This is a genomic window from Pseudooceanicola endophyticus (assembly GCF_018760365.1).
Classification (GTDB): Bacteria; Pseudomonadota; Alphaproteobacteria; order Rhodobacterales; family Rhodobacteraceae; genus Pseudooceanicola; species Pseudooceanicola endophyticus.
On the sequence record NZ_JAHIAB010000011.1, the window covers coordinates 138131 to 164997 of the forward strand.

Genomic DNA, 26867 nt, shown 5'->3' on the forward strand with positions numbered 1-26867 from the left:
CGTTACGGGTGAGGGGGTCAGCCCTGGATGTCGGACCCCACGACCTTCTGATCGTCCTTCAGGCCGATCGGGAGGCTGTCGATGTAGGCATTGGGCTGCTTGCCGTCGAAGCCGATGCCGTCGATCACGTCGGAGGCCGGCGTCGGATCCTTGTAGCCATCGCTGGACCAGTCGAAATCGGCCTCATTGGCCAGGCCCTCGTCGACCAGGGCGCGGGCGGCCTTGAGGAAGATCTCGGGCTTGTAGACGGATTTCGCGACCTCGTCGTACCAGCTGTCGGGGTGACCTTCGGCGATCTGGCCCCAGCGGCGCATCTGGGTCAGGTACCAGACCGCATCGGAGTAATAGGGGTAGTTCGCATTGTAGCGGAAGAAGACGTTGAAGTCGGGGACCTCGCGCTTGTCGCCCTTTTCGTATTCGAAGGTGCCGGTCATCGAGTTGGCGATCACCTCGGCATCGGCGCCGACGTAGTTCGGCTGGGCCAGGATCTTCACCGCCTCGGCGCGGTTGGCATTGTCGTTCTCATCCAGCCACTGGGCGGCGCGGATCAGCGCCTTGGTGACGGCGAGGGTGGTGTTGGGATATTTCTCGGCGAATTCGGCGGTGATGCCGAAGACCTTCTCGGGGTTGTTCTTCCAGATCTCGTAGTCGGTCACCACCGGCACGCCGATGCCCTTGAAGACGGCCTGCTGGTTCCAGGGCTCGCCGACGCAGTAGCCGGAGATGGTGCCGGCCTCGAGCGTGGCGGGCATCTGGGGCGGCGGGGTCACCGACAGCAGCGCCTGGGCGCCGATCTGGCCCGAGACATTCTCGGGCGAGTAGTAGCCGGGGTTGATGCCGCCGGCGGCCAGCCAGTAGCGCAGCTCGTAATTATGGGTGGAGACCGGGAAGACCATGCCCATGTTGAAGGGCTTGCCCTCGGCGTTGAACTTTTCGATCACCGGCTTCAGGTAGGAGGCCGAGATCGGATGCGCGACCTTGCCGTCCGCATCCAGCGGCAGGGCGGGCTTCATCATGTCCCAGACCTCGTTCGAGACGGTGATGCCGTTGCCGTTCAGGTCCATGGAGAAGGGGGTGATGATATGCGCCTGGGTGCCGTAGCCGATGGTGGCGGCGATCGGCTGGCCGGCCAGCATGTGCGCCCCGTCCAGCGTCCCCGAGATCACGCCATCCAGCAGCACCTTCCAGTTGGCCTGGGCTTCGAGGGTCACGAAGAGGCCCTCGTCGTCGAAGAAGCCCTGTTCATAGGCCACGGCCAGCGGCGCCATGTCCGTCAGCTTGATGAAGCCGAAGGTCAGCACGTCCTTTTCCAGGTTCTCGGTCACGGCGAAGGCCGGCGTCACCAGAGCGGTCGAAAGACCCAGTGCCAGAAGCAGTTTGTTCATTGATTCACCCCGTTAGTAGAAGCCCGGGGATCGTTCCTCGTCCAACCGGGCCAAACACGAAAAGCCGCTACGACATGCGCCGGAAACCATGTGGTTTCAGCGAGTCGAGCGGCTCTGCTCAGTCAACCCAATCGGTGGGAAAATGCGTGAGGCGGGCGCCATTGCCTGCCTGTAGGGTCGTTAAACCGGATTCGCTGACGTCGGGCAAACATTCTCTGGGCAGGAAGGGAATGTTTTGCGATAACGGCGCCGGAAGACCGGATGCGGATCAATTCTTGGGCGGTTATTTCCCGCTTGGCTCAAAAACGCGGCCATCGAAGAACCGGTCCGGCAGCAGTGAAAGCCGTCCGGAGGCCGAGGCGATGGAGGTTTCCTGGGCAATCGCCCCCTCGATCTTCATCGAGGCGCCGGGCAGATCGGCTTCGGTTCCCGCCAGGGCATCGCGGTGCAGGTCAGACCGGAAGGCGGCACGCCCGGCGCGCAACGCCTGATCGCGGTCCAGCCCGGTGCGCGCGGCCAGCTGCAGGGCGATCCATTCCGCCTGGCTGCGCCAGGGGAAGGTTGCGCAGCCGCGGTGGAAGCCGACGAACTGCGCCACCTCGCGGACCTCGCCACGGGCATTGATCACCATCCGCCCCGAGAGCGCGCGGTCCAGGATCTCGGCCGGCAGGTCGAGGTATTCGGGACGGGCCAGCAGCTCGGCGGTGAGGCTTTTGGATTCCGGAGCCGCGAGCCAGCGCCCGGCGCGCCAGGTGGCCCGAACCAGCCGGCCCAGCAGCTCGTCCTCGCGCTCGGCCCAGTCGGTGCGGGTGGCCAGCACCTTTTCCGGGGCGAAGGCCCAGATCGCGCGGCCCGGCAACAGCAGCTCTCCGGCGGCGTTCTCGACGGTGATGGAGCCCCAGGGCTCTCCGACGCAGAAGGCGTCCAGCTCTCCGGCGGCCATGGCATCGGCCATCAGCGCGGGGGGCACGGTGCGGATCAGCACGCTTTGCGGGGCGGGCAGGCCGACGGCGTTCAGCCAGTAGTACAGCAGCTCGGCATGCATGGAGAAGGGGAAGGGCACGCCGATGCGCAGCGGCCGGTCGGCGGGCTTGGCGGCCAGCAGCGCCTGGCCTGCGGCCAGCGCGTCGTTGAAGGCGAAATCATGGCCGACGGCGCGCAGGCGCTCGGCCAGCGCGTTCGAGACGCCGATGACATTGCCGTTGACGTTCAGCACGGAGACCGCCGAAAGCGCCGCCCCGGTGCCGCCCAGCCCCAGGGCCGAGGCCACCGGCACCGGCGACAGCATATGCGCGGCCTCGACCCGGCCATAGACCAGCATGTCGCGCAGCGAGGACCAGGAGGGCGCCTTCAGCAGGTCAAGCGCGATGCCCTCCTCGGCGGCAAAGCCCATCTCCTGCGCCACAACGAGGGGCGCCGCATCGACAAGGCCGATGAACCCGACCGAGAGTGCCGTGGCCTTCATCCCAGCAGCCCCGCGGTCGAGACCAGCGCCTGCGCCACGTCGGCGACGCGCTTGCCCTGGTCCATGGCGGCCTTGCGCAGCAGGGCATAGGCCTCGTCCTCGCCGACGCCGCGGGCCTTCATCAACATGCCCTTGGCACGGTCGATGACCTTGCGCTCTTCCAGGGCCTTCTTGGTGGCGGCCAGCTCGGTGCGCATGCGCTGGAACATGTGGAAGCGGGCAACGGCGGCATCCAGCACCGGCTTCACCCGGTCGGGCGCCATGCCGGCCACGACATAGGCGGAAACGCCGGCCTCGATCGCGGCGCGGGTCAGGCTGTCGTCGGTCTGGTCGACGAACATCGCGACGGGGCGTTCCAGCGGGCCGGAGGCCAGCGTCAGCTCTTCCATCATGTCGCGCGAGGGGTTGGCGATGTCGATCAGCACCATGTCGGGATTGTGGTTGCGGATCGAACGGGCCAGCCCGGTGGTTTCCGCGATGACATGGATGTCGAAATCTCCGGCGGCGCGCAGGCTGTCGACGATCAGCAGCGCGCGGTCCCGGTCCGGTTCGACGACGATAATGGAAAGCTTGTCGGCCATGCTTCGGGAAATGCCCCTGTTTACGCGACGTTGTAAAGCCGCCTCCGCGAGGCGTGATGAAGAATCCGCCGGGGCGCCGAAAAAAGCGGCGGGGTCAGTCCAGGGTCCGGCGGAACCGCAGGAGCGCCGCGCCGGACAGCACCACCACGAAGAGCGCCAGCGCCCAGAGCGGCCCGGCGACATCGGCAGGCCCCGCCCCCTTCAGCATGACGCCCCGGATCAGCCGCAGGAAATGGGTCAGGGGAAAGACCTCTCCCAGGGCCTGCGCCCAGGCGGGCATTCCGCGGTAGGGGAACATGAAGCCCGACAGCAGCAGCGAGGGCAGGAAGAAGAAGAAGGTCAGCTGCATGGCCTGCATCTGGGTGCGCGACAGGGTCGAGATCAGGTAGCCCAGGATCACCAGCGCCAGCACGAAGACCAGCACCCCCAGCAGGATCAGCCAGAGCGCGCCGACGAAGGGCACGCCGAAGATCGCCTTGGCCGCCGCTAGCACCACCGCCACCTGCACCGCGCCGACGCAGAGATAGGGCAGCACCTTGCCCAGCATGATCTCCAGCGGGGTGGCGGGCATCGACAGCAGGTTCTCCATGGTGCCGCGCTCGGTCTCGCGGGTCAGCGCCATGGAGGTCATCATCACCATGGTCAGTTGCAGGATCACCCCCAGCAGGCCGGGCACGATGTTGTACTGGGTGATGCCCTCGGGGTTGTAGCGCTTGTGCACGATGACCGAGAGTTGGGCGGCTTCCGCCTCGGGGGTGGGGGTGGTGCCGGTTTCCCGTTGCAGGGCCTGGGTCGCCACGGTCGACAGGGTCGAGACCGCGCCGGAGGCAACCGAGGGATCGGTGGCATCGGCCTCGATCAGGATCTGGGGATGGTCGCCCCTTTCGACCCGGCGCCCGAAATCCGAGGGCACGGTGACCACGAAGGAGACGGCGCCGCGCGCGATCAGCGCCTCGGCCTCGGCGGTGCTCGCATTGGGATAGGTGAAGCGGTAGTAGCCCGTCAGCTCAAGCGCGCTGACCATGGCGCGGGTAAAGCGGTCTTCGGTCGGCGCGACAAGGGCCGCCGGCAGCGCCTTGGGATCGGTGTTGATGGCAAAGCCGAACAGCATGAGCTGCACCAGGGGCAGGCCCAGCATCATCCCGAAGGTCAGCTTGTCGCGCCGCATCTGGATGGCTTCCTTGCGCAGCAGCGCGAAGAGCCGGATCAGGGACAGGAGGCGGATCATCGGGGCGCGCTCATGACATGTTGTCCTGCGACTGGCTCATCAACCGGATGAAGACATCCTCCAGGCTGGTTTCGGCAGGGCTGAGGGTGCAGCCGGTCTCCTGCGCGACGGCACTGGCCGAGCGCTGGAGGAGGGCGGCATCGCTGCCCACCACATGCAGCGTGTTGCCGAAGGGGGCGACCTGTTCGACCCCGGGCATCCCCGTCAGGCGTTTCGCGGCGGCGTGGACCGCCGCGCCCTGCATCATCAGCGTGGTCAGGCCCGCGTCGCGCACCACCTCGGTCACGCTGCCCCGGGCCACCAGCCGCCCGTAGGCGATGTAGTTGATGCGGTGGCAGCGCTCGGCCTCGTCCATGTAGTGGGTCGAAACGAGGACGGTCAGCCCGTCGCCCGCCCGGGCGTGAATCTCGTCCCAGAATTCGCGCCGCGCCTTCGGGTCGACCCCGGCGGTGGGTTCGTCCAGCAGCAGCAGTTTCGGCTTGTGCATGAGGCAGGCGGCCAGCGCCAGGCGCTGTTTCCAGCCGCCCGACAGCGACCCGGCCAGCTGATCCCGGCGCGAGGTCAGGCCCAGATCCGCCAGCGTGTCGCGCACCACGGCGCGGGCGGGACGCAGATCGTAGAGGCCGGCGACGAAGCGCAGGTTCTCCTCGATCGTCAGGTCCTCGTAGAAGGAAAACCGCTGGGTCATGTAGCCGACCTCGCGCTTGATGGCGCGGCCCTCGCGGCGGATGTCGTGGCCCAGCACGCGGCCCGCGCCGGCATCGGGGGTCAGCAGGCCGCACATCAGCCGGATCGTCGTCGTCTTGCCGGACCCGTTGGGCCCGAGGAAACCGGCGATCTCTCCGCGCGCGACGTTCAGCGTCACGTCATCGACCACCCGCCGCCCGCCGAAGCTTTTCGTCAGGCCACGGACCTCGATGGCGGGGGCGGTCACGATCCCGCCCCGGGCAGGGTGACGCTGACGATCTGGCCGGGCTTGAGGGCGCTGCCGTCGGTGGGCCGGGCCTCGATCAGGTAGACCAGCTTCTGACGGTTCTGGAGCGAATAGATCACCGGCGGGGTGAATTCCGGCCCGTCCGAAACGTAGCTGACGCGGGCCTGAAGGCCGGGGGCGCAGGCATCGCATTCGACATCCAGCAGCGCGCCGGGGGCGATGCGGGCGACCTCGGCCTCGGGGACGTAGAGGCGCAGCTTCACCGCGCCGTCGGCCAGCATCGAGAGCACCGGGGCCGAAGGACCGGCGACCTCGCCTCCGGTGCGGATCACGTCGTCGATGGTGCCGGTGGCGGGGGCGCTCAGGCGGCGCTGGTCCAGCGACCACTGGGCCTTGTCGCGGGCGGCCCTGGCGCCCTCCACGGTGGCTTCGGCGGCGGCGATCTCCTGCGGGCGGGCGGGCAGGCGGGCGACGGCCAGCGTCGCCTCGGCCTCGGCCACGGCGGCATGGGCGACCTTGGCGGCGGTGGCGGCATCGTCGCGGTCGGCCTGGGTGGCGGCGCCGCGCTCGTTCAGCTTGGCCAGCCGGTCGGACTGGCGGTCGGCTTCCTCGGCCTGGGCACGGGCCGAGGCCAGGGTGGCCTCCAGCACGCGGATCTCCTCGGGGCGCTTGCCCTCGCGCAGGTCGGCCAGGGAAGAGCGCGCCTCGGCCAGGGCGGCTTCGGCCTGGGCCAGGGCGATGGTGGCGTCGCGGTCCTCCATCTGCACCAGCAGGGTGCCGGACGATACGCGGGCGCCGCGCGCGACCTCGACCGAGCGGATCTGCGCGGTCTCGATCGGGGCGATCAGGGTATAGTCGCCCTCCACATAGCCGGTGGCAAAGGGGGCGGGGGTACAGGCGGACAGCAGGCCCGCCAGCAGGGGGATCGTGCACAGGATCATCGCGTGTCCTTCCCGGCCAGCGCCCGGTCGAGCATGGCATCGAGGTTGCAGGCCAGGGTGGCGGCGATGGCGGGTGCCTGGTCGGGGCCCGGGCTGTCCCAGCCCAGCCGTCGGCTGATCAGCCGTGCGCCGATGCGGAAATAGACGATCTGGCCGATCAGGGTGAAGCAGCTCAGGCAGACGGCCTCGCTTTCGGCGGGCTGCCCGGTGACGGTGGACCAGAGCTCGCACAGCTCCCGGTGGCGGCGTTCGAACAGGCGCTCGTACAGGCGGTCAGCGGCATCGCCGGGCTCCTGCATCTGGCGCAGGACGAAGCCCGCGATCTCGGGGGCGGCGGGGGCGGTGACCAGGAAGCGGGTGATCGCCTCGAGCATGGCGTGCAGCCGCTGCCGGGCGACCTCCGGGGGAAGAGGGCCTTCCAGCGCGGGACCTGCCGCGCCGTCGATCCGTTCCGTCACCGCCGAGAGGCAGGCGTCATGCAGGCCGGCCTTGCCGCCGAAGTGATAGGCGATGGCCGAGATGTTCGCCCCGGCCCGTTTCGCGATGGCCCGGGTGGAGGTTGCGGCATAGCCCTCCTGTCCGAACAGGACGAGGCCTGCGGCGATCAGCCGGGCGGGGGTGGCATCGGGGGCGGGCTGGTCGGTCATGTCTGAAACCCTAGTTCAAACGATTGATTTAAAGTACCACGCATCTTGCCGCAGGGGAAGGCTCTGGCCGCTACGGCGCCGGAGCGGGAGGATGGCCGCACCGAATCATCGGCTCGGACTGGCCAGAATACATCCTGTGATTGCGTTTCGGGGCGGGAGGTCTGAATCCGGCGGATCGCGCCAAAGGAACGCCGCAACGCAGCAAAACCCGTGAAAATCGCGGAAAAAGCACCGATCACGGGGCCAAACCTGCCCTTGCGTCATTCCGCTAGGGCGCTCAGATCAACCCTGCCTTGCAAGCTGCTCATGCCAGTGAAATATGGACGTGACAAATATCTGCCTGGTGCCAATCCTTCGCGCGAGGAGGTGCCGAAGATGGACGATTCAGCGCGCACGGCGCGTGATTTTGCAATTGAACTGCATGACGGTCAGATCGACAAGTTCGGAAAAGACTATTCGGCCCATGTGATCCACGTGGGTCAGATGCTGGCAGACTACGGCTGGGAGTACGAGGCGGTAGGATATCTGCACGACGTGGTGGAGGACTGCGGCGTGTCGCTTCAGGAAATCGAGGACCGTTTCGGCGAGACGGTGCGCAACGGGGTCGACGCGGTATCGCGGCGCCGGGGCGAGGATTACGAGCAGGACTACCTGCCAAGGGTTCTGCAGAACGAGTTGGCGCTGCTGGCCAAATACGCGGATTGCCGGGACAATTTCGGCAAGATCCACCTGCTGCACGATCCCGAGCAGGCGGCCCGCGACAAGAAGAAGTTCGGGACCATGCTGCGCAAGCTGGAAGGCCTGCGCCCGGAACTGACCCGCTGGGGGCCGCCGCCCCGACTGGTCTATGCCGATGGCCTCTGGGTCGAGGATGCCTGAACGCAAACGCCAGCCCGGGGGCTGGCGTTTTTCGTTCGGGATCCTGCGAGAGGGCCTCAGAAGTCGAGGTTTTCCACGTTCAGCGCGTTCTGCTGGATGAACTCGCGCCGCGGTTCCACCACATCGCCCATCAGCTTGGTGAACAGGTCGTCCGCCTCGGCCATGTCCTCGATCCGAACCTGGAGCAGGGTGCGGGCATCCGGGTCCAGCGTGGTTTCCCACAGCTGGTCGGGGTTCATCTCGCCCAGGCCCTTGTAGCGCTGGATCGACAGGCCCTTCTCGCCCTCGCTCAGGATGGCGCGCAGCAGTTGCAGCGGGCCGTAGATGACCTGGGACTTGTCCTTGCGCACCAGCGTCGCGGGGGTGTTGTAGACCTCCTGCAGGGCGCGGGTGAAGGAGCCGGTGCGGCGGGCTTCGCCCGAACGCAGCATCGGGCCGTCGAGCGTGCGAACCTCTTCCACGCCGCGCAGGATGCGGGCCAGGCGGATGCCCTTGTCCTGGGTGATGCGGCCCTGCCAGCCACGCTCGTATTCCAGCGCGATCAGGTCGAGGCGCGCGGCCACCTTGTCGGCCACGCCCTGAAGGTCGGCATCCACCGCGCCCGGGACGAAGGCCCCTGCGATGGCGGCCTGTTCCAGGATGTGGCGCTGGTAATGGGTCGGGAAGGCATCAAGGACGCGTTTCAGCTGGCGGGCCTTCTCGACCACGTCGCGCAGGTCCTGCCCGGCAAGTTCGGAGCCGTTGCCGAGGCGCAGCACGGTGTTGTCGATGCCGTGGTCGACCAGGAAGTCGTCCATCGCCGCCTGATCCTTGAGGTAGACCTCGGATTTCCCGCGCGAGGCTTTGTAGAGCGGCGGCTGGGCGATGTAGAGGTAGCCGCCCTCGATCAGCTCGGGCATCTGGCGGTAGAAGAAGGTCAGCAGCAGGGTGCGGATGTGGGCGCCGTCGACGTCGGCGTCCGTCATGATGACGACCTTGTGGTAACGCAGCTTCTCGATGTTGAACTCGTCCCGGCCGATGCCGGTGCCGAGCGCCATCACCAGGTTGCCGATCTCGGCAGAGGACAGCATCCGGTCGAAGCGGGCGCGTTCCACGTTCAGGATCTTGCCGCGCAGCGGCAGCACGGCCTGGGTGCGCCGGTCGCGGCCCGTCTGGGCCGAGCCCCCTGCGGAGTCACCCTCCACCAGGAAGACTTCGGTCTTGGTCGCGTCCTTCTCGGAGCAGTCCTTGAGCTTGCCGGCCAGGAAGTTCACGTCGAGCGCGGTCTTGCGGCGGGTCAGCTCGCGCGCTTTGCGGGCGGCCTCGCGGGCGAGCGCGGCCTCGACGATCTTGCCGACGATGATCTTGGCTTCGTTGGGGTTCTCCTCGAACCACTCGGACAGCTTCTCGTTCACCAGGCTTTCGACCACCGGGCGGACCTCGGAGGAGACCAGCTTGTCCTTGGTCTGGGAGGAGAACTTGGGATCGGGGACCTTCACCGAGAGCACGCAGGTCAGGCCTTCGCGGGCATCGTCGCCGCTGAAGGTGACCTTCTCGCGCTTGGCGATGCCGCTCTCCTGGGCGTATTTCGTCAGCGTCCGGGTCAGCGCGGCACGGAAGCCCGCCAGGTGCGTGCCGCCGTCGCGCTGCGGGATGTTGTTGGTGAAGGGCAGCACCATCTCGTTGTAGCTGTCGTTCCACCACATCGCGACCTCGACGCCGATGCCGTCCTTCTCTCCGGTGATGAAGATCGGGTCGCTCATCACCGAGGTCTTGGAGCGGTCGAGGTATTTCACGAATTCCCGCACGCCGCCGTCATAGAAAAGCTCGCTGCGCAGGGATTCCGCCGGGCGGTGATCCTCAAGGATGATCCGCACGCCGGAGTTCAGGAACGCGAGTTCCCGCAGGCGCTTTTCCAGCGTGTTGTAATCGTAGTCGAGGTTCGAGAAGGTCTTGTCGGAGGACAGGAAGCGGACCTCGGTGCCCTTCTGGCCCTCGGCATCGCCGACGACCTTCAGGGGGGCGACGGTCTGGGAATGTTCGAAGCGGACGTAGTGCTCCTTGCCATCGCGCCAGATCCGCAGTTCCAGCCAGTCCGACAGCGCGTTCACCACCGAGATGCCGACGCCGTGCAGGCCGCCCGAGACCTTGTAGGAGTTCTGGTCGAACTTACCCCCGGCGTGTAGCTGGGTCATGATGACCTCGGCCGCGGAAACGCCTTCCTCGGCGTGGATGCTGGTGGGGATGCCGCGACCGTTGTCGCGCACCGAAACCGAGTTGTCGGCATGGATCGTCACGGTCACGCGGTCGGCATGGCCGGCCAGCGCCTCGTCGATGCCGTTGTCCACGGCCTCGTAGATCATGTGATGCAGGCCGGAGCCATCATCGGTGTCGCCGATATACATGCCGGGACGCTTGCGGACGGCATCCAGGCCCTTGAGAACCTTGATGGAATCTGCGTCGTATGTCGGCTGGGTCTGTTGGGCTTCCGCCATGCGTCGGGCATCCTCTTCACTTTGGTCAAGTTATAGCCACTGGGCGCGGCAATGTCACGTCGCTGACACGTGTTTCGGGGCCCTTGGTAGCGCCTTGCCGGTGCGGTCGCGCACAGAGTTCGCCCCTGCCGGGCGAAGCCTCCGGCGGAGGTATTTTCCGACAAGAAAATGCGCTCAGGTGAAAGGGATGATCAGCCCGACGAGGATCATCAGCCCGCCCGCGAACAGCGTCGTGCGGCGCATCCAGACCGGCGAGGTCAGCCGGGCGCGCAGCCGGTGCACGAGGGCGGCGAAGGCCAGGTTGCCGAGGAAGGGCACGCAGACCGAGATCAGCACGATGGCGGTGACATCTGTGGCGGTGACGCGGCTCAGGTCGAAGAAGCCGGGCAGGATGCCCATGTAGAAGAGGATCGCCTTCGGATTGCCGAGGATCACCGCGATGCCGGCCAGGAAGCCCGCCCACTGGCCGGGGCGCATCAGCCGGCTGTCGCTGGAAATGCCCTGTCCGGCATGGCGCAGGACCTGCACGCCCAGCACGAGGAACAGAAGGGCGCCGACATAGCGCAGCACCGTCAGCAGGCCCGCGACATGGGCCGCCAGCAGGCTGATGCCCAGTGTCGCCAGCAGTGGCCAGAGCGCATCGCCCAGCGTCACGCCAAGCGCCAACGGCCAGGCTGCCGCGAAGCCGCCCGAGAGCGTGCGCGCGGTCAGTGCCAGCCAGACCGGGCCGGGGGTCATGAACAGCACGAACATCGCCACGGCATAGAGCGCGAGGTCGGAGAGGGAGAGGGTCATTCCGGCTCCGGCAGGGTCAGGCGGCCCGTGGCGCCGGCGGCCAGGGCGGCCTGCCAGGCGGCATCGACGCCGTCGCGGTCGGTAAAGTTCTGTGCGAGGGTCGCGGCGCCGGTGCCGAGCGGCGCATCGGGCCGGCCCTGATCCTGGGCCAGGTCCTGCAACCCGAAGAGACCAAGCGCCATGCCGTCGAGCTGGTAGAAGACCACGCCCTCGGGCGCGGCGGCGGGCTGCCACCCGAGGGCAGCGTAGAAGGCGCGGGCGCGGTCCAGATCTGCGACGCCGAGGGTCACCAGGGTGATGCGCTGGACGGGCAGGCTCATGGCGCTCATGGGGCGGTCCTTTCCTCGGCGCGGCTTTCGCCGGCCTCTTCGGTCACCTCGAGGTACTGCGCCCGCTCCCCGAGGCCGGTGAACAGCTCCGGGCCCGTGCCGGTCATCCAGGCCTGGGCGCCGAGGGCGCAGATCTCGTCATAGAGGGCGGCGCGCCGGCCCGCGTCAAGATGGGCGGCGACCTCGTCCAGCAGCAGAATGGGGGGCGCGCCGAAATCCCGCGCCAGCCCCCGGGCATTGGCCAGGATCAGGCTGACCAGCAGGGCCTTCTGCTCTCCGGTGGAGGCATCGCGGGCGGCAATTCCCTTGGCGGACCAGAAGGCCTCCAGGTCGACCCGGTGCGGGCCGGTCAGGGTGCGTCCGGCGGCCATGTCGCGCCGCCGCCCCTCCGCCAGCGCGGTGCGCAGGTCGGCCTCTCCGGCGGGCAGCTCTCCCTCCGCATGAGAGAGCGACAGCGCGGGGGCGGGAAAGGCGGTCTCGGCCTCCTCGGTGGCCTCGGCGATCAGCTGCAGCGCCTTCAGGCGGTTCGACTGGATCTCGGAGCCCGCCTCGGCCATCTGCCGCTCCAGCGCCAGGTACCAGTGCTGGTCGCGCTGCTCGTCGCGCAGCAGGCGGTTGCGTTCGCGCATGGCCTTCTCGTAGACCAAAGTCGCCTCGGCATGGCCGGGAACGATGCTCAGCACCATGCGGTCCAGGAAGCGCCGCCGCCCCTCGGCGGCCTCGGTCCACAGCCGGTCCATGGAGGGCACCAGCCAGAGCACCCGCGCCACGCGCCCAAGCGCCACCTGCGCCGCCGCCTTGTCGTCGATGCGCAGCGCCCGGCTCTGCCCCGGCTCGGCACGCATCTCGACTTCGTGCACCTGGTGAAGCGATCGCAGGATCCCCGACAGCCGCCAGCCATAGCCCTCGGGGCGGCGCGACAGCTCTTCGGCCAGGGCCCGGCGCAGTCCCCGCCCGGGCGAAAACATCGACACCGCTTCCAGCACGTTGGTCTTGCCGGCGCCATTCGGCCCCCACAGGGCGACGGGCCGGCCATCGGCCCGGATCGAGCCCTGCCGCCAGGAGCGGAAATGCGACAGGTCCAGCCGGGTCAGGCAAAGCTTCCCCACGGGACCCGCCCCCTCATTTTCTTGTTGATAAATACCTCCGCCGGAGGCTTCGCCCCGCTAGGGGCGAAATCCCGAGCGGCATCAGCCGTTTCAGACGCGCATCGGCATCACGACATAGACCGCGCTCTGGTCATTGCCTTCGCGCATCAGCGTCGGGTCGCCGGAAGAGTTGAACAGGAACACCGCGTTCTCGCGATCGACCTGGCTGGCGATCTCCAGCAGGTATTTCGCGTTGAAACCGATCTCCAGCCGCTCGTCGCCATAGGCCACGGCCAGCTCTTCCTCGGCGGCGCCCGAATCCGGGGCGTTCACCGACAGGATCAGCCGGTCCTCGTCCAGGCTCAGTTTCACCGCGCGCGAGCGCTCGCTGCTCACCGTCGCGACCCGGTCCACCGCCTTGGCGAACTCGCTCGCGTCGACTTCCAGGCGGCGGGTGTTGTTCATCGGGATGACGCGGGAGTAATCCGGGAAGGTGCCGTCGATGACCTTGGAGGTCAGCGTGATCTGCGGCGTCGCGAAGCGCACCTTGGTTTCGGAAACCGAAACCTGAACCTCCAGCTCGTCGTCATCCAGCAGCTTGCGCAGCTCGCCCACGGTCTTGCGGGGCACGATGACGCCGGGCATGTCCTCGGCTCCCTCGGGCAGGGGGGCGTCGATGCGCGCCAGGCGGTGGCCGTCGGTGGCCACGCAGCGCAGCACCCGGCCATCCTCGCCCTCGGCAACATGCATGTAGACGCCGTTCAGGTAGTAGCGGGTCTCTTCGGTCGAGATGGCGAATTTCGACTTGTCGAACAGGCGGCGCAGGACGGGGGCCGGCGCCGTGAACCCGGAGGCATATTCCGAAGAGGCCATCACGGGGAAATCATCCTGCGGTAGGGTCGCGAGGTTGAACATCGAACGGCCCGCCTGCACCACGAGGCGCCCGGCACCGGCTTCCTCGGACAGGGTCACCATGGCGCCGTCGGGCAGCTTGCGGACGATCTCGTGCAGGGTCACCGCCGACACGGTGGTGGCACCGGCGCGTTCGACCATGGCGGGAGCCTTGTCGACCACCTCGATGTCCAGGTCGGTGGCGCGGAACATCACGTCAGCGCCCTCGGCCTCGATCAGGACGTTGGCCAGGATCGGAATCGTGTTCCGCCGTTCAACCACGGATTGCGCCTGGGCAACCGCTTTCAGGAGAACCGCGCGCTCAATGCTGAATTTCATCGTTTCCATCCTGTTCCCGCCCGGCCCCGTGCCGGGACCGGAAAGCTACCCGTTTTATGCGCCAGCACAACGGGTTTCTTGAAGTTCCGTCAGGAAAACGGGCATCTCCTTGCCGCCGGGCCACATCCGGCCCCTGCCTCCCGGGTCAGGTGGGCATGATCCGCAGCATGGCGTCCATGTAGGTGATTGCCTGGCCCTCCAGGTAGACGCGGTCTCCCTCCAGCCGGCAGGCGATCTGGCCGCCGCGCCGCGACAGCTGCGCCGCGCTCAGCCGGGTGCGGCCCAGGCGCTCGGCCCAGAGCGGCACCAGCGTCGCATGGGTGGAGCCGGTCACCGGATCCTCGTCGATGCCCGAACCGGGGACGAAGTAGCGCGACACGAAGTCGATCGAGGCACCGGGCGCGGTGATCACCAGCCCCATCGGCGCCAGAAGCCTGAGCTTGGGCAGGTTCGGGCGGAAGGCCAGGATCGCGGCGGCATCGGGCAGCTCGGCAAAGAGGTTGCCGGGGCTTTGCCACAGCGGCGTCCCCTCGGGCAGATCCGAAAGCGCCTCGGCCCAGTGGGCGGGCAGGGGATCGGGCATCGGCTGGGGCGGGCGCACTGGCAGGTCCAGTTCGTAGCCCGCATCGGTGGCGGTGACGCGCAGGGTGCCGGCCAGGGTCTGGAAGGCCAGGGTGCCGCTGGCGCCGTATTCGGTGGTCAGCACATGGGCGGTGGCCAGGGTGGCATGGCCGCAGAAATCGACCTCGGTCTGGGGTGTGAACCAGCGCAGATCCCAGCCGGAGCCCTCTGCCGCGGGCCGCGCGAAGGCGGTTTCGGCCAGGTTGTTCTCCATGGCGATGGATTGCATCACCTTTTCGTCCAGCCAGTCATCGAGGATCAGGACCCCCGCCGGGTTGCCCGAGAACAGCTCGGCCGAGAAGGCATCGACCTGGAACATGCGCATGCGTCTTCTTCCTTTCCGCGAGGGCTGAACCGGGGGTAGCGACCCTTGCCGCAGCCCGCAAGGCATAGCCCTTCAAATGACGAAGACCCGGCACGCGGATCCGGGCCGGGTCTTCGGAATTAAGCTTGCTAGGGGGAAAGTTAGCCCGAAAGGCTTATTCTTCCAGCGCGCGGCGCAGCATTTCCAGATCGTCCGCGATCTGGGCATCCTGCTGGCGCAGCTCCTCTATTTTCTTGACCCCGTGCATTACCGTGGTGTGATCGCGCCCGCCGAAACGGCGCCCGATTTCGGGCAGCGAGCGGCGGGTCAGCTTCTTGCACAGGTACATTGCCACCTGGCGGGGGCGGGCAAAGCTGCGCAGCCGCTTCGGACCGATCATGTCGCTGAGGCGGATGTTGTAATGCTCGGCCACCTGTCGCTGGATTTCCTCGATCGTCAGCTTGCGCTCGGAGGAGCGCAGCACATCCGACAGGCAGTCCTGGGTCAGTTCCAGCGTGATCTCGCGGCCCACCAGAGAGGCGAAGGCGAAGAGGCGCGTCAGCGCACCTTCCAGCACCCGCACGTTGGTCGAGATGCGATGCGCCAGGAATTCCATCACGCCATCGGCGACGACGATTTCCGGGTGCTTCAGCTGGAAGGCATCGACCTTGGACTGAAGGATGCCCAGCCGCAGTTCGTAATCGGTCGGATGCAGGTCGACCACCAGGCCCGAGGACAGCCGCGACGACAGACGGGCGGGCAGCTGCTTGATCTCGTTCGGGGCGCAGTCGCCCGACAGGATGATCTGCTTGTTGTGTTCGACCAGTGCGTTGAACGTGTGGAAGAATTCCTCCTGGGTGGAATCCTTGCCGGCGATGAACTGCACGTCGTCGACCATCAGCACATCGACGTTCCGGAACAGCGCCTTAAAGTCCATCATCTTCTTTTCGCGCAGCGCCTGCACGAAACGGTACATGAACTGCTCTGCCGACAGGTAGACGACGTTCAGGTTCGGATCCTGCGCCTTCATCTCCCAGGCGATGGCATGCATCAGGTGCGTCTTACCAAGGCCGACGCCGCCGTAGAGGAACAGCGGGTTGAATTCCACTTCGCCGCCAGAGGCGACGCGGCGCGCGGCGGCATGGGCCAGCTCGTTCGGCTTGCCGACGACGAAGCTGTCGAAGGTGTAGCTGGGATCGAGCGGCGCCGGACGCAGCATGCGCTCCTGCATGGAGAGGTTCTCGGCGGAGACGCCGGTGGATTCGGCGGCAACGGGGGCGGCGGGTTCGTATTCCGTCGGGGCGGCGGCGGGCATGGCCTGGTTCGTGTTCACGGCCGGGGCGGGGCGAAGGCCCGGACGGATCACGTTGAACTCGATTCGACGCACGTTGTCCTCGACCTGGGAGAGCTCTCCCAGGATCAGATCGCCGAAGTTCCGCTGCACATAGGTGCCCATGTAGGCGGAGGGCGCCGCCAGGGTCGCCACGCCGTTCTGGACCGAGGCCAGCTCAAGCGGCGCGATCCAATGGGTGTAGTTGTGCTCGCCGACGGATTTCCGGAGATTCTTTTTAAGTTCGCCCCACATTTCGTTGGTCATCTCTTTAACTCTTTATCCCCAGTTCCGTTCGTCTTACCCCCGGCCCGCGCCTAAACGGACCCGCGCGTCACATCCCCTTTCATCGGGAAACACTGATTCCCCCCGTGCCGCCCAGATGGACGAAACAGGGTTACCCCCGTCTCACGGACGGGTGGTCTTCAGGGGTCACGTATCCCGTGGCGGTGCGCGGTTGCGCACAACCCCAGGATGCATGACCTTGCGTCAGTGCTTGGACATCGTGACCGTTAAGCATCCTGGAAATCCGAATGGTTTCCGGGCTTTGGCTGGTCGGCGGTACTGGATGTACCGCGATGTCCCCCCCAAGGCGAAGTGACTCGCAAGGCTGAAGTTATCAACTCCAGAGAGGCCCTTACAACAGCACAACGCGCTTGACTCGGACTCTGTCGGAGGGAATCGGAGGGCTGTTGCCGATGGGTGGCAGGCGGCCACCGGGCACGAAAAAAGGCGCCGCCTCAGCAGCGCCTTTGATCTCAATCGCTTGCCAGCGTGATTAGGCGATAGCCTTCACACGCGAGGACAGACGCGACATTTTCCGCGAAGCGGTGTTCTTGTGCACGACGCCTTTGGTCACGCCGCGCATCAGCTCGGGTTGAGCGGAGCGCAGTGCAGTTTCGGCGGCGTTCTTGTCGCCCGATGCGATCGCCTCTTCCACCTTGCGAAGGAAGGTGCGGATACGCGAGCGACGTGCCTTGTTGACGTCCGTGCGACGTTCAATCTGACGGGCACGTTTCTTCGACTGAGGCGAGTTGGCCATATTCGTATCGTCCCATGGTTTCGGGGTTGAGCAATCTGAAGCCGGGTCCTTAAGGCCGACTCGCCCCCAAGTCAACAGCGCAAAGCCATCGAAAGCGCGGATCGGTGGAAAACTCCGCCCTCGGGGGTGCGGAATCTCTTGCATGGGGGGCGGACGCACGCAAGATGATCCTGCAACGGGGTGTTTCCAGCGGTCGTTCGGGCGGCCGAAAGGGGGCGATTCCCGTTCTGGCACGAGGAGGTGCCGCAGGAGGCGCGTCGGTGAACAGTTTCGATGTGATCGTGATCGGAGGGGGAATCGCCGCTCTGACGCTGGCCAGCCGCCTGGCGGGATGCGCCCGGGTGGCCGTTCTGGAACGTGGCGGCCAGCCGGTTGGCCAGGACGGCGAACCGACCAGCCCGGCGCTGACGCTCAGTTTCGGGCGCCCCGAGATACAGGCGCTGAGCCTGGCCTCCGAACCCTTCTTCACCGATCCGCGCCGACCGCTCAGCGTCAGCCGGGGGCTGATCTTCCTGGCCCGGGACGATCAGCGCGCCCAGCTGTGCGCCCGGGCGGACCGGCTGGCCCCGCTGGGGCGGCACCGCTGGCTTGATCCCGAGGAGCTGGGGCTGCGCCTGCCGCTGTTGCGGCCCGGCTACGCGGTCTCGGCCCTGATGGAGGACCGGGCCCGCGACATCGACCTGGCCGCGCTGCAGGCCGCCCTGCTGGAGCGGCTGCGCCGCCGCGGCGCCCGGCTGCTGAGCGGCAACGAGGTTGCCGCGCTCAGCTACGCCCACGGCTCCTGGACGCTCTCGGCCCAGGGCGGCAGCTACCGGGCGCCGGTGGTGGTCAATGCGGCGGGGGCCTGGGCCGGGCAGGTGGCGGCGCTGGCGGGCGCCCTGCCGCTGCGCCTGGCGGCGCTGCGGCGCACGGCGCTGCGGCTCGATCCGCCGCAGGATCTGGCGGCGGCCCAGCTGCCGATGGTGGTGGATGCGGAAGAGCGTTTCTACATGAAGCCCGACGCAGGCCACCTTCTGGCCTCGCCCGGAGAAGAGCACCCGGGGAGGCCCGATGTCCCGGTCGGGGCCGAAACGCTGGAGGTCAGCCTCTGCGCCGATCGCCTGCGGGCGCTGTCCGCGATGCGGCTGGGCCCGGTGACGGCGGCCTGGACGGGGCTGCGGACCTATGCGCCCGACCGGCTTCCGGTCTGCGGCTTCGATCCCGGGCGCAAGGGGTTCTTCTGGCTGGCCGGCCAGGGGGCGTCGGGGATCCAGACCGCGCCGGCGCTGGCGGGCCTGGCCACCGACCAGATCACCGGTGAACCGGGCGCCGATGCCCGGCGATGGGGCGCCGATCCGACCCGGCTCTCGCCGGCGCGTTTCGCGTGACTCAGCGGTCGCGGAACTGCGGTTCGCGTTTTTCCAGGAAGGCGGTCATGCCCTCCTTCTGGTCCTCGGTGGCGAACAGCGCGTAGAACATCCGCCGTTCGTAGAGGATGCCCTCGGACAGCGGCGTTTCGTAGGCGCGGTTCACCGCCTCCTTCGCCGCCATGACCGAGATGACGCTCTTTTCGGCGATCTTGCCGGCGGCGCCCATCGCCTCTTCCATCAGCTTCTTCACCGGCACCACGCGGCTGACCAGCCCCGAGCGTTCGGCCTCGGCCGCATCCATGAAGCGCCCGGTCAGGTTCATGTCCATGGCCTTCGACTTGCCGACAAAGCGCGTCAGGCGCTGCGTGCCGCCCAGGCCCGCCATGACGCCCAGATTGATCTCCGGCTGGCCGAACTTGGCGGTCTCCGAGGCGATGATGAAGTCGCACATCATCGCCAGCTCGCAGCCGCCCCCCAGGGCATAGCCCGACACGGCGGCGATGATCGGCTTGCGGATGCGCGCGATCGCCTCGGTTTCGGCGGTGAACATGTCGCCGGCGAAGGCATCGGTAAAGCTCTTCTCCGCCATCATCGCGATATCGGCCCCGGCGGCAAAGAACTTCTCCTGCCCGGTGATCACGATACAGCGTACCTTGTCGTTCTTCTGGGCCGCGGTCAGTGCCTCGGCCAGTTCGCCCAGCAGCACGTCGTTCAGCGCGTTCATCGCGTCCGGCCGGTTCAGCCGGACCAGCGCGATATGGTCCTCGATGTCGACGATCAGCGTCTCATAGGCCATGGGTAAGGTGTCCCTTCGCTCGAGATTTAGGGACGATTCCCTAGCAGGCTGGCCCGGGTGATCAAGTTATCTTTGGCATTGCGGGCAGTAGAAGCTCGACCGGCCGGACTGAACGAGGCGTCGAATCGTGGTCCCGCAGGTCCGGCAGGGTGCCCCCTCGCGACCGTAAACATCGAAATTGTGCTGGAAATAGCCCAGTTCCCCATCGGCCTGCCGGTAATCGCGCAGACTTGATCCCCCTGCCGCGATCGCCTCCTCCAGGACCTCCCGTATGACGGGCGCCAGGGCCTCCAGACGCGCTGTGGCAATCCGGTCACAGCGCCGGGCCGGGGAAATGCCCGCCCGGAACAGCGCCTCGCAGATATAGATGTTGCCCAGCCCCGCCACGACCGACTGATCCAGCAGCCCGGCCTTGATCGGGCTCTTGCGCCCCTTCAGCGCCGTCACCAGCGTCTCGCCGGAAAACCCGTTGCCCAGCGGCTCGGGTCCCAGCCCCGCCAGCAGCTTGTGCTCCTCGGCCCGCGCCGTCTCCACCAGGTCCATGGAGCCGAAGCGGCGCGCGTCGTTGAAGGTGATCCGCGCCCCGTTCGACATGTCCAGCACCACGTGGTCATGTTTCTGCACCGCCGGATGGTCATGCACGAAACGCCCCAGCGGATCGCCCGACACCGTCATCCGCCCCGACATGCCCAGATGGATCAGCAGGCTCTCCCCCGAGGCCAGATCGGCCAGGATGTATTTCGACCGCCGCCGCAGCTGCAGCACCTTCTGCCCCGCCAGCCGTTCGGCCATGCGTTCGGGGAAGGGCCAGCGCAGATCGGGCCGGTTCACCGCCGCCCGCGCGATCACAGCACCTTCCATGGCCGGCGCCAGCCCCGCCTTCACCGTCTCGACCTCGGGCAATTCGGGCATCGGCCCCTCCCATTTTCTTGTTCCAAATACCTCGGGGGGAGGCTCCGGCAGGAGCCGGGGGGCAGCGCCCCCCTGCGGCGCTCCGCCACCCGGGGCCACGCCCCGCATTGCAGCCGCCGGTCCGAACCCTATAAGGAAGGGCACCGCAGCAGGCAATTGCGGCCCCCGCAAGGCTCCAGACGAAGGCCAGACGATCCATGGACGAACAGACCACCCATTTCGGCTTCACCGACATCCCCGAGAGCGAGAAGGCCGGCCGCGTCCAGGGCGTGTTCAATTCCGTCGCCTCGAAATACGACGTGATGAACGACGCCATGTCCCTCGGCATCCACCGGATCTGGAAGGACGCGATGATGGACTGGCTGGCGCCGCGCCCGGGGCAGAAGCTGCTCGACGTGGCCGGCGGCACCGGCGACATCTCCTTCAAGTTCCTGGCCCGCGCCGGTCATGGCCATGCCACCGTCCTCGACCTGACCGAGCCGATGCTGGTCGAAGGCCGCAAGCGCGCCGAGGCCGCCTCCATGGCCGACAGCCTCGACTGGGTGACCGGCGATGCGATGAAGCTGCCGTTCCGCGACAACACCTTCGACACCTACACGATCTCCTTCGGGATCCGGAACGTCACCCGCCCCCAGGAGGCCCTGAACGAGGCCTATCGCGTCCTGAAACCCGGCGGTCGCCTGATGGTGCTGGAGTTCTCGCAGATCCCGACGCCGGCGCTGCAATGGGCCTATGACCGCTACAGCTTCAACTGCATCCCGGTGATGGGCCAGATGATCGCCGGCGACCGCGACAGCTACCAGTACCTCGTCGAATCCATCCGCAAGTTCCCCGACCAGGAGACCTTCCTGGCGATGGTCCGCGCCGCGGGCTTCGAGAATGCCAAGTACCGCAACCTGACCCTCGGGATCGCGGCGCTGCATTCCGGCTGGAAGATCTGATCCATGCGCGGACCGCACAATATCTGGCGTCTGGTCCGGACCGGCGCCACCTTCGAACGCACCGGCGCCATGGGGGCGATCCTCGACGCCTATGATGCGCCGCCGCTGCTGCGGCTCGCGGCCCGCGTGATCGGCTGGCCCTTCCAGTTCCTCGGCTTCGACGGCGATCCCGAGATGCCGCCAGTGCCGCGTGCGCTCTCCGCGCTCGGCCCCGCCTACATCAAGTTCGGCCAGATCCTCTCGACCCGCCCCGACGTGGTGGGCCCCGACCTGGCCCAGCAGCTGCGCATCCTCCAGGACAAGCTGCCGCCCTTCGGCCCCGAAGCCGCCCGCGCGGTGATCGAGGCCGATCTGGGCGACAAGCTGGAGACCCTCTATTCCGAGTTCTCCGAGCCGGTGGCTGCCGCCTCGATCGCCCAGGTGCACCGTGCCCGTCTGCGCGACACCGGCGAAGACGTCGCGGTCAAGATCCTGCGCCCGAACATCGAACGCGCCTTCCGCAAGGATATCGACGCCTTCTATCTGGCCGCCTCGCTGATCGAGTCGCTGTCGCCCGCCTCGCGCCGGCTGCGCCCCTCAGAGGTGATCCGGCATTTCGACGGCGTGGTGAAATCCGAGCTCGACCTGCGTCTCGAAGCGGCCTCCGCCTCGGAATATGCTGCCAACACCTCCGGCGACGGCGGCTTCCGCCTGCCCAAGGTGCACTGGGGCCTGTCCTCCAAGCGGGTGATGACGATGGGCTGGGCCGATGGCCTGCCGCTGGGCGACAATGCCGCGCTCGATGCCGCCGGGATCAACCGGGCCGAGCTGGGCGAACGGGTGCTGACGCTGTTCCTGAAACACGCCCTGCGCGATGGTTTCTTCCATGGCGACATGCACCAGGGCAACCTCAAGGTCTCCGCCGAGGGCGAGCTGCTGGCCTATGATTTCGGCATCATGGGGCATATCGACGAATACACCCGCCGGGTCTACGCCGAGATCCTCTACGGCTTCATCCGCCGTGATTACCAGCGCGTCGCCGAGGTCCATTTCGAGGCCGGATACGTGCCCGCCGACCAGGATGTCGATGAATTCGCCCGTGCCCTGCGCGCTGTCGGAGAGCCGATCTTCGGCATGGATGCGACGCGGATCTCCATGGGGCGTCTGCTTAGCTATCTCTTTGAAGTGACGGATCGTTTCGGGATGCAGACCCGGACCGAGCTGATCCTGCTGCAACGCACCATGGTGGTGGTCGAGGGCGTCTCGCGCTCGCTGCATCCGCAGATCAACATCTGGGAAGTCGCCAAGCCGGTGGTGCAGGAATACATCGCGCAAAGCATCGGCCCCCGGGCGCTGGCCCGCGATCTGGCGCTGACCGCCAAGGTGATGGCGCGCTTCGGCCCCCGCCTGCCGGGCATGGTCGAGAAGGCGCTGATCCAGCAGATCGCCGAGCCGAAGGCCGAAACCCTGAATCGCTGGCCGATCCGGCTGGTCTGGGGCGTGGGCGGCGTGGTGCTGGGCGTGATCGCGGCTGCCGCCATCGCGGGCGGTCTCTAACGCCCTGTCGCGGCTTCCAGGGCCGCGATTTCCAGCGCTGCCGCCCGGGCGTCGGGCGCCGATCCGCGACGGGCGCGCCACAGGCAGTAGGCGGCGATCCGGGCCTGCAGGAACGGGATCAGGCGCCGGTAGCGGGCCGCGCCGTCGGGATGGCCCGCCCAGTAGTCCGCGGCGATCCGCGCGGCGGTCCCGGGATCCAGGGCCTTGCCCCTGTACAGCCAGTGCATCGCCGGAGACAGCATCAGCGCCAGGTCCAGGCAGGGATCGCCCACCGCCGGGCATTGCCAGTCGATCAGCCGCTCTCCTTGGGGGGTCAGGATGACATTGCCGGGCACCGGATCGCCATGCAGGAAGCAGACCGGGCCTTCGGCAATCCTGTCGTCGGGCAGGCGTGCCAGCAGGGCTTCGCTGTCGGGCCCGTGCCCCAGTTGCGCCCGGATCGCCTGGCGCAGCGTCTCGGACCCGTTGGGCGCGGCGCGCAGACCCGGCGGGCAGGGGCGGGCATGAAGGCGTCGCAGCAGCCCGGCGGCCTCCGGGGCGGGCAGGTCGGCTTCGGCCCAGCTGGGACCGGGCAGGTGGTGATAGAGGATGCAGGAGCCTTCGGACGTGTCCTGCGTGGCGGCCAGCCGGGGCGCCAGGCCGGTGTCCGCCAGCGCCCGCAGTGCCGCCGCCTCGGCCCGGGCATCGTTGGGAAACAGCGCCGAAGCCGCCGCCGGGCGGTAGAGCTTGACCACCAGGTCGCCTCCGGGCGTCGCGACCCGCCAGGCGCGGTTGCTGCGTCCGCCCGACAGCGGCTGCCAGCCGTCCTGCGGCAGGCCCAATCCGGGCAGGGCCGCGCGCAGGGTCTGCGCCAGTCTCTCGTGTCCCTGCTCCGTCTCCGCGCCGCTGCCGTCCATCTGCCCGCCTGACTAGACCTTCGGCCTTCCTAGGCAAGCGGCCCGGGGCAGGCAAGCGGCGCTTCAGCCAGGGGCGCGCAGCCCGTAGATCTCGGAGGCGGAAACCATGTCGCCGCCGCGGGTGATCAGCATGGTCTGGCCACCGACCAGCCGCGCCTCGGTGATCGGGGTGTAGCTTTCGGCCTCGGTGGTGGAAAGCAGCTCCTCTCCGGAATAGCTCTCCACCTCGAAGGTATAGCGCCCCTTCGAAAGCGTGGCGCCCCCGCTGCCGGTGCCCGCCCAGTCGATCGTGTCGCTGCCCACCGCGATCTCCTGCCGGGAGACCACGGTGCCGGCCGCATTGTGCACCACCAGCACGGCGGCATCCGCACCGGTGTCGATCTGGGGCGCCACGGTGACCGGGGTGTTGCCGTCGAAATAGGCCGGCGTGGTAGAGCGTGCCTCCATCCCGACCCAGTTCGCGAGGTCGGACATGCCGGCGGCGGCCATCTGGCTGACCAGAGATTCCAGAAGGTTGTTCGTCAGCACCTGCTGCTCGACCGAGGAGAAGGTCGCAAGCTGTACCGCGTAATCCGAGGAATCGACCGGGTTCAGCGGGTCCTGGTTCTTCAGCTGGGTCGAGAGCATCTTCAGGAAGGTCTCGAAATCCGAGCTGATGACCGGCTTGGCCGTGGTGTCGACGGAAGAGGCGGTGGAGCTGCTGGTGGCTGCCGCAGCAACGGCGCTGGTGGTCTGGATGTCGGCCATGTCGGTTCTCCGGTGTCAGAGCCTGATGTCGATCTTGTCCGGCACGGTGGCCGGCGGCGGCGTGTCGCGATGTGGTTCGGCAGCCTCCCGGGGTTCGGGCGGGGCGGAGGGCTGACCGGAGTGTCCCGGGCTTTGTCCCTGACCTTGCCAAGCCCCCTGCCCCTGCCATCCCCCCTGTCCCTGGCCGGTCTGCTGGCCATTGACCGAGATTTCGACCCGGGCATAGCCGAGGTTGCGATAGCTTTGTTCCAGTTGGGAAATATGGCGTCGCATCAGGTCCGATGTCTCGGCCCGCTCGGCGGTCAGATGCAGCATCACGGCGCCGTCCTCCGTGCGCAGTCTCAGGGTGACGCGTCCAAGTTCCTCGGGTTCCAGGCGCAGTTCCGTTTGTCCATCGGGCATCTGGCGGGTGGCTGTCAGGATCTGACGCGCGATATGGGCCCCCTGGGAGGCTGGCTGGCCTGGCAGGGAAGCGGGCGTGGTCGGGCGCAGCAGTTCGGGCAGCGCCTCGCCTCGGGTCAGCCCTTCGGGGCTGCGGACCGGATCCGGACCCAGGACCTTCTCTTCTGGGAGGGACCGCCCCGGCGATTTGGGGGCGGGGGGGATTTCGGGAGGCCGCGCCATGGGGGCGATCATGGCCGGGGCGGGGCTTTGCTGGTTCGTGGGAGTGGAGGGCGTGGCCAGGGGGCCGGGAGCGGTGGCTTCACGGGGAGGCATGCCCGGAGGCTCTGAGAGGCGCCGGATCGGTGTGGCCTGTTTCGCAGAGGGCGTCGGGGGCAGGAGTGGAGGGGATGTCGTGGCCGGGCCCGTCCTGTCCGGGGCGCCGGCGGAGCGTGCCACGGTGTCTGGTCGCTGCGCCGGAAGGATCGAGGGCGGCAGATCCGGGTCCGGAAGGCCGGGCGCCGCAGGGATCTGGACCGGTAGTGTGGTCGTCACGGTTCCACTGTCCAACGGTCGTGCCTGGGCCGTGCGGTCGAAGGGCGCCACGGGCAGGGGGCGCGAGGCTGCCTCGGGCAGAAGCGACTCGGGCCTGCGCAAGGGCGTTTCGGGCGCGGGGGCTGCAGGGGAGGCCGGTGCCGTTGTTGGTTCGCCCATTGGGGGCGGGGCGGATAGCCGCGCGGCGACCGGGACCTGGGGTTCGGGCTTTGGTGCAGGCGGGGTGGGGGCTTCTGTCCCGCGCACCGGAACGGGGTCGCGTACAGGGGCGGAGAGGCTCTGCGGCGCCTGCGGGGCCGGGAGTCTGGCCTCGACGTCGGACGAGGCCTTGAGCGGTGTCGCGGAGGACTGGCCGGAAAGCGCCGGGGCGACCGGCTGCGGCGTTTCCGGACCTGCGGGCAGGACGCCGGCCAGCTTCCCGGAGGATTGGACCTGCTGGGTCGCCCTGGGCGAGGTCGTGTCGCTTCGGCGCGCCTGTGACAGGGGGATGCCCTGCTCGGGCTGCGGCATGGGAGCGTGGGAGGGGGAGAGCTGTCGCTTAGGCGCCATGTCGGGCTGGCTTGCAGCCACTGCACGCGGCGGCCGGGCAGGGGATTCCGCGGTGGCGGCGGGCCGGGGCGCTTTGGCCTCCAACGACGCCACGACGGACGGCAGCGGGCGGGGCCGCGCGATTTCGGGCACGGTTGCGGAGTGGGTGGCGAGGGGCGCCGGGGCCGAACTCTGCACCGGTGCCGTCGCCGCGGGGACCGGCGCAGCAGGGATTGGCGCCGCGGTGGGAGGGGGCATCGAAACCGCCGCCGGAATGGGCGGGGCAATATTCTGGACCAGGCTTTCCTGCGGCACCGGTCGCGATGCCTTTCGGGGCAGCTGCAGTTGCGCGGCTGGCGGCAAAGCGATCTCCGTTGCAGCCTGCTGCGGCGTGGTTTGAGGCGGCACTGGCGCCGTCGAAGATGCCGCAGACATGACAGGCATGGGGGCCGGAGCCCGGGAGGCAGCGGGCGGCGGCGCCTGGGTGAAGCCCGGGAAGCCGACCGGCAGGACCGCCGCATGAAGCGAGCGACGGGACCGGGAGGGCAGCGTTTGCGCCGTTTCCGGGGCCGGCATGTCCGGTTCGTCCTCGCCCGTCTCGAAACGGAAATCTGCATCTTCGGGGCCATCTTCCGGCTGCGGGTCAGGCGGCTCGGAGGCTTCGGCCTCGCTCTCCGGCGGTCGTGGTGGCGGCGGGGGGGCGTCCGGCGCCGGTCGGGCGGTATCCGCTTCCAGGGCAAAGACCAGATCGAAGGAAATCCGATCCCCGGGGAGGGTCTGTCCTTCTTCGGTCCGGGCAGGGGGCAGCCCCCGGGCCGTGCCGGAGGAGGTCGTGAACAGGGGCATGTCCGGGAATGTCATCTTGGCCTCCGGGAGTTCTTCCGCGTCGTCTCAGATTGCCGTCACACGGTTACCGCTTCTTTACCGCTGCTCCGCCATCCTGCGGAAACTGG

The 26867-nt window shown here is 67.9% G+C and carries 23 protein-coding genes and 1 pseudogene; 4 read left to right on the forward strand and 20 right to left on the reverse strand.

Going from position 1 to position 26867, the window contains the following annotated elements; all coding sequences use genetic code 11:
- Positions 1-17: 17 nt before the first annotated feature.
- The 7 genes from KM176_RS18270 to KM176_RS18300 all read right to left on the reverse strand — a co-directional run bounded on the left by KM176_RS18270 (position 18) and on the right by KM176_RS18300 (position 7181).
- A complete protein-coding gene (locus tag KM176_RS18270) occupies positions 18-1385 on the reverse strand; it encodes a CmpA/NrtA family ABC transporter substrate-binding protein (protein ID WP_160896178.1) in 1368 nt (455 codons plus the stop codon).
- A 283-nt stretch (positions 1386-1668) separates the two neighbouring features.
- Complete coding sequence (locus tag KM176_RS18275; protein WP_160896179.1) at positions 1669-2850, reverse strand: CmpA/NrtA family ABC transporter substrate-binding protein; 1182 nt, start codon at positions 2848-2850, stop codon at positions 1669-1671.
- On the reverse strand, positions 2847-3431 hold the full coding sequence (locus KM176_RS18280; RefSeq protein ID WP_160896180.1) for an ANTAR domain-containing response regulator: 585 nt from the start codon (positions 3429-3431) through the stop codon (positions 2847-2849). Before KM176_RS18280 ends, KM176_RS18275 begins: the two co-directional genes overlap by 4 nt.
- Positions 3432-3525: 94 nt before the next feature.
- Positions 3526-4659: an ABC transporter permease gene (locus tag KM176_RS18285; RefSeq protein WP_160896181.1), complete on the reverse strand. Its 1134-nt coding sequence runs from the start codon at positions 4657-4659 to the stop codon at positions 3526-3528.
- Positions 4660-4669: 10 nt separating this feature from the next.
- A complete protein-coding gene (locus tag KM176_RS18290) occupies positions 4670-5593 on the reverse strand; it encodes an ABC transporter ATP-binding protein (RefSeq protein WP_215558807.1) in 924 nt (307 codons plus the stop codon).
- Complete coding sequence (locus KM176_RS18295; RefSeq protein ID WP_160896183.1) at positions 5590-6534, reverse strand: HlyD family secretion protein; 945 nt, start codon at positions 6532-6534, stop codon at positions 5590-5592. Before KM176_RS18295 ends, KM176_RS18290 begins: the two co-directional genes overlap by 4 nt.
- A complete protein-coding gene (locus tag KM176_RS18300; protein WP_160896184.1) occupies positions 6531-7181 on the reverse strand; it encodes a CerR family C-terminal domain-containing protein in 651 nt (216 codons plus the stop codon). Before KM176_RS18300 ends, KM176_RS18295 begins: the two co-directional genes overlap by 4 nt.
- 375 nt (positions 7182-7556) lie before the next feature.
- On the opposite strand from KM176_RS18300, the gene KM176_RS18305 reads away from it, so the two are divergent.
- Positions 7557-8060, forward strand: a complete 504-nt coding sequence (locus KM176_RS18305; protein WP_160896185.1) for an HD domain-containing protein — start codon at positions 7557-7559, stop codon at positions 8058-8060.
- A 56-nt stretch (positions 8061-8116) separates the two neighbouring features.
- Here the strand turns inward: KM176_RS18305 and gyrB are convergent, their stop codons facing one another.
- From gyrB to rpsT, 8 genes and pseudogenes are all read right to left on the reverse strand, one after another.
- Positions 8117-10534, reverse strand: coding sequence for a DNA topoisomerase (ATP-hydrolyzing) subunit B (gyrB, locus tag KM176_RS18310; RefSeq protein WP_160896186.1), 2418 nt, complete (start codon positions 10532-10534; stop codon positions 8117-8119).
- A gap of 174 nt (positions 10535-10708) precedes the next feature.
- Positions 10709-11329 (reverse strand): LysE family translocator, encoded by a 621-nt coding sequence (locus KM176_RS18315; protein WP_160896187.1) that lies wholly within the window; start codon positions 11327-11329, stop codon positions 10709-10711.
- Positions 11330-11334: 5 nt separating this feature from the next.
- A pseudogene (locus KM176_RS18320) lies at positions 11335-11643 on the reverse strand (VOC family protein); the annotation flags it as partial.
- 11 nt (positions 11644-11654) lie between these two features.
- A complete protein-coding gene (recF, locus tag KM176_RS18325; RefSeq protein WP_160896188.1) occupies positions 11655-12767 on the reverse strand; it encodes a DNA replication/repair protein RecF in 1113 nt (370 codons plus the stop codon).
- A gap of 90 nt (positions 12768-12857) precedes the next feature.
- The gene (gene dnaN, locus KM176_RS18330; RefSeq protein ID WP_160896189.1) at positions 12858-13976 is read right to left on the reverse strand and encodes a DNA polymerase III subunit beta; all 1119 of its coding nucleotides are present in this window, start codon (positions 13974-13976) and stop codon (positions 12858-12860) included.
- 145 nt (positions 13977-14121) lie between these two features.
- On the reverse strand, positions 14122-14922 hold the full coding sequence (locus KM176_RS18335) for a PhzF family phenazine biosynthesis protein (RefSeq protein WP_202397991.1): 801 nt from the start codon (positions 14920-14922) through the stop codon (positions 14122-14124).
- Positions 14923-15076: 154 nt separating this feature from the next.
- The gene (gene dnaA / locus KM176_RS18340) at positions 15077-16498 is read right to left on the reverse strand and encodes a chromosomal replication initiator protein DnaA (RefSeq protein ID WP_160896190.1); all 1422 of its coding nucleotides are present in this window, start codon (positions 16496-16498) and stop codon (positions 15077-15079) included.
- A 511-nt stretch (positions 16499-17009) separates the two neighbouring features.
- A complete protein-coding gene (gene rpsT, locus KM176_RS18345) occupies positions 17010-17273 on the reverse strand; it encodes a 30S ribosomal protein S20 (RefSeq protein WP_160896191.1) in 264 nt (87 codons plus the stop codon).
- 260 nt (positions 17274-17533) lie between these two features.
- Here rpsT and KM176_RS18350 point away from each other — a divergent pair, with 260 nt between their 5' ends.
- The gene (locus KM176_RS18350) at positions 17534-18640 is read left to right on the forward strand and encodes an NAD(P)/FAD-dependent oxidoreductase (protein WP_160896192.1); all 1107 of its coding nucleotides are present in this window, start codon (positions 17534-17536) and stop codon (positions 18638-18640) included.
- A gap of 1 nt (position 18641) precedes the next feature.
- Here the strand turns inward: KM176_RS18350 and KM176_RS18355 are convergent, their stop codons facing one another.
- Positions 18642-19418 carry an enoyl-CoA hydratase gene (locus tag KM176_RS18355; RefSeq protein ID WP_160896193.1) on the reverse strand — a complete coding sequence of 259 codons (777 nt, stop codon included), beginning with the start codon at positions 19416-19418 and terminating at the stop codon, positions 18642-18644.
- Between the two features lie 66 nt (positions 19419-19484).
- Complete coding sequence (gene mutM / locus KM176_RS18360; RefSeq protein ID WP_160896194.1) at positions 19485-20330, reverse strand: bifunctional DNA-formamidopyrimidine glycosylase/DNA-(apurinic or apyrimidinic site) lyase; 846 nt, start codon at positions 20328-20330, stop codon at positions 19485-19487.
- Between the two features lie 197 nt (positions 20331-20527).
- On the opposite strand from mutM, the gene ubiE reads away from it, so the two are divergent.
- Both ubiE and ubiB read left to right on the forward strand, forming a co-directional pair.
- Positions 20528-21271: a bifunctional demethylmenaquinone methyltransferase/2-methoxy-6-polyprenyl-1,4-benzoquinol methylase UbiE gene (gene ubiE, locus KM176_RS18365; protein ID WP_160896195.1), complete on the forward strand. Its 744-nt coding sequence runs from the start codon at positions 20528-20530 to the stop codon at positions 21269-21271.
- 3 nt (positions 21272-21274) lie between these two features.
- A complete protein-coding gene (ubiB, locus tag KM176_RS18370; RefSeq protein WP_160896196.1) occupies positions 21275-22807 on the forward strand; it encodes a 2-polyprenylphenol 6-hydroxylase in 1533 nt (510 codons plus the stop codon).
- Here ubiB and KM176_RS18375 read toward each other — a convergent pair.
- From KM176_RS18375 to KM176_RS25300, 3 genes are all read right to left on the reverse strand, one after another.
- A complete protein-coding gene (locus KM176_RS18375) occupies positions 22804-23703 on the reverse strand; it encodes a phosphotransferase family protein (protein ID WP_160896197.1) in 900 nt (299 codons plus the stop codon). The two genes, ubiB and KM176_RS18375, sit on opposite strands and share 4 nt — an antisense overlap.
- Before the next feature lie 63 nt (positions 23704-23766).
- Positions 23767-24450 carry a flagellar hook capping FlgD N-terminal domain-containing protein gene (locus KM176_RS18380; protein ID WP_160896198.1) on the reverse strand — a complete coding sequence of 228 codons (684 nt, stop codon included), beginning with the start codon at positions 24448-24450 and terminating at the stop codon, positions 23767-23769.
- Positions 24451-24465: 15 nt separating this feature from the next.
- A complete protein-coding gene (locus KM176_RS25300; protein ID WP_311136185.1) occupies positions 24466-26775 on the reverse strand; it encodes a flagellar hook-length control protein FliK in 2310 nt (769 codons plus the stop codon).
- Positions 26776-26867 lie beyond the last annotated feature (92 nt).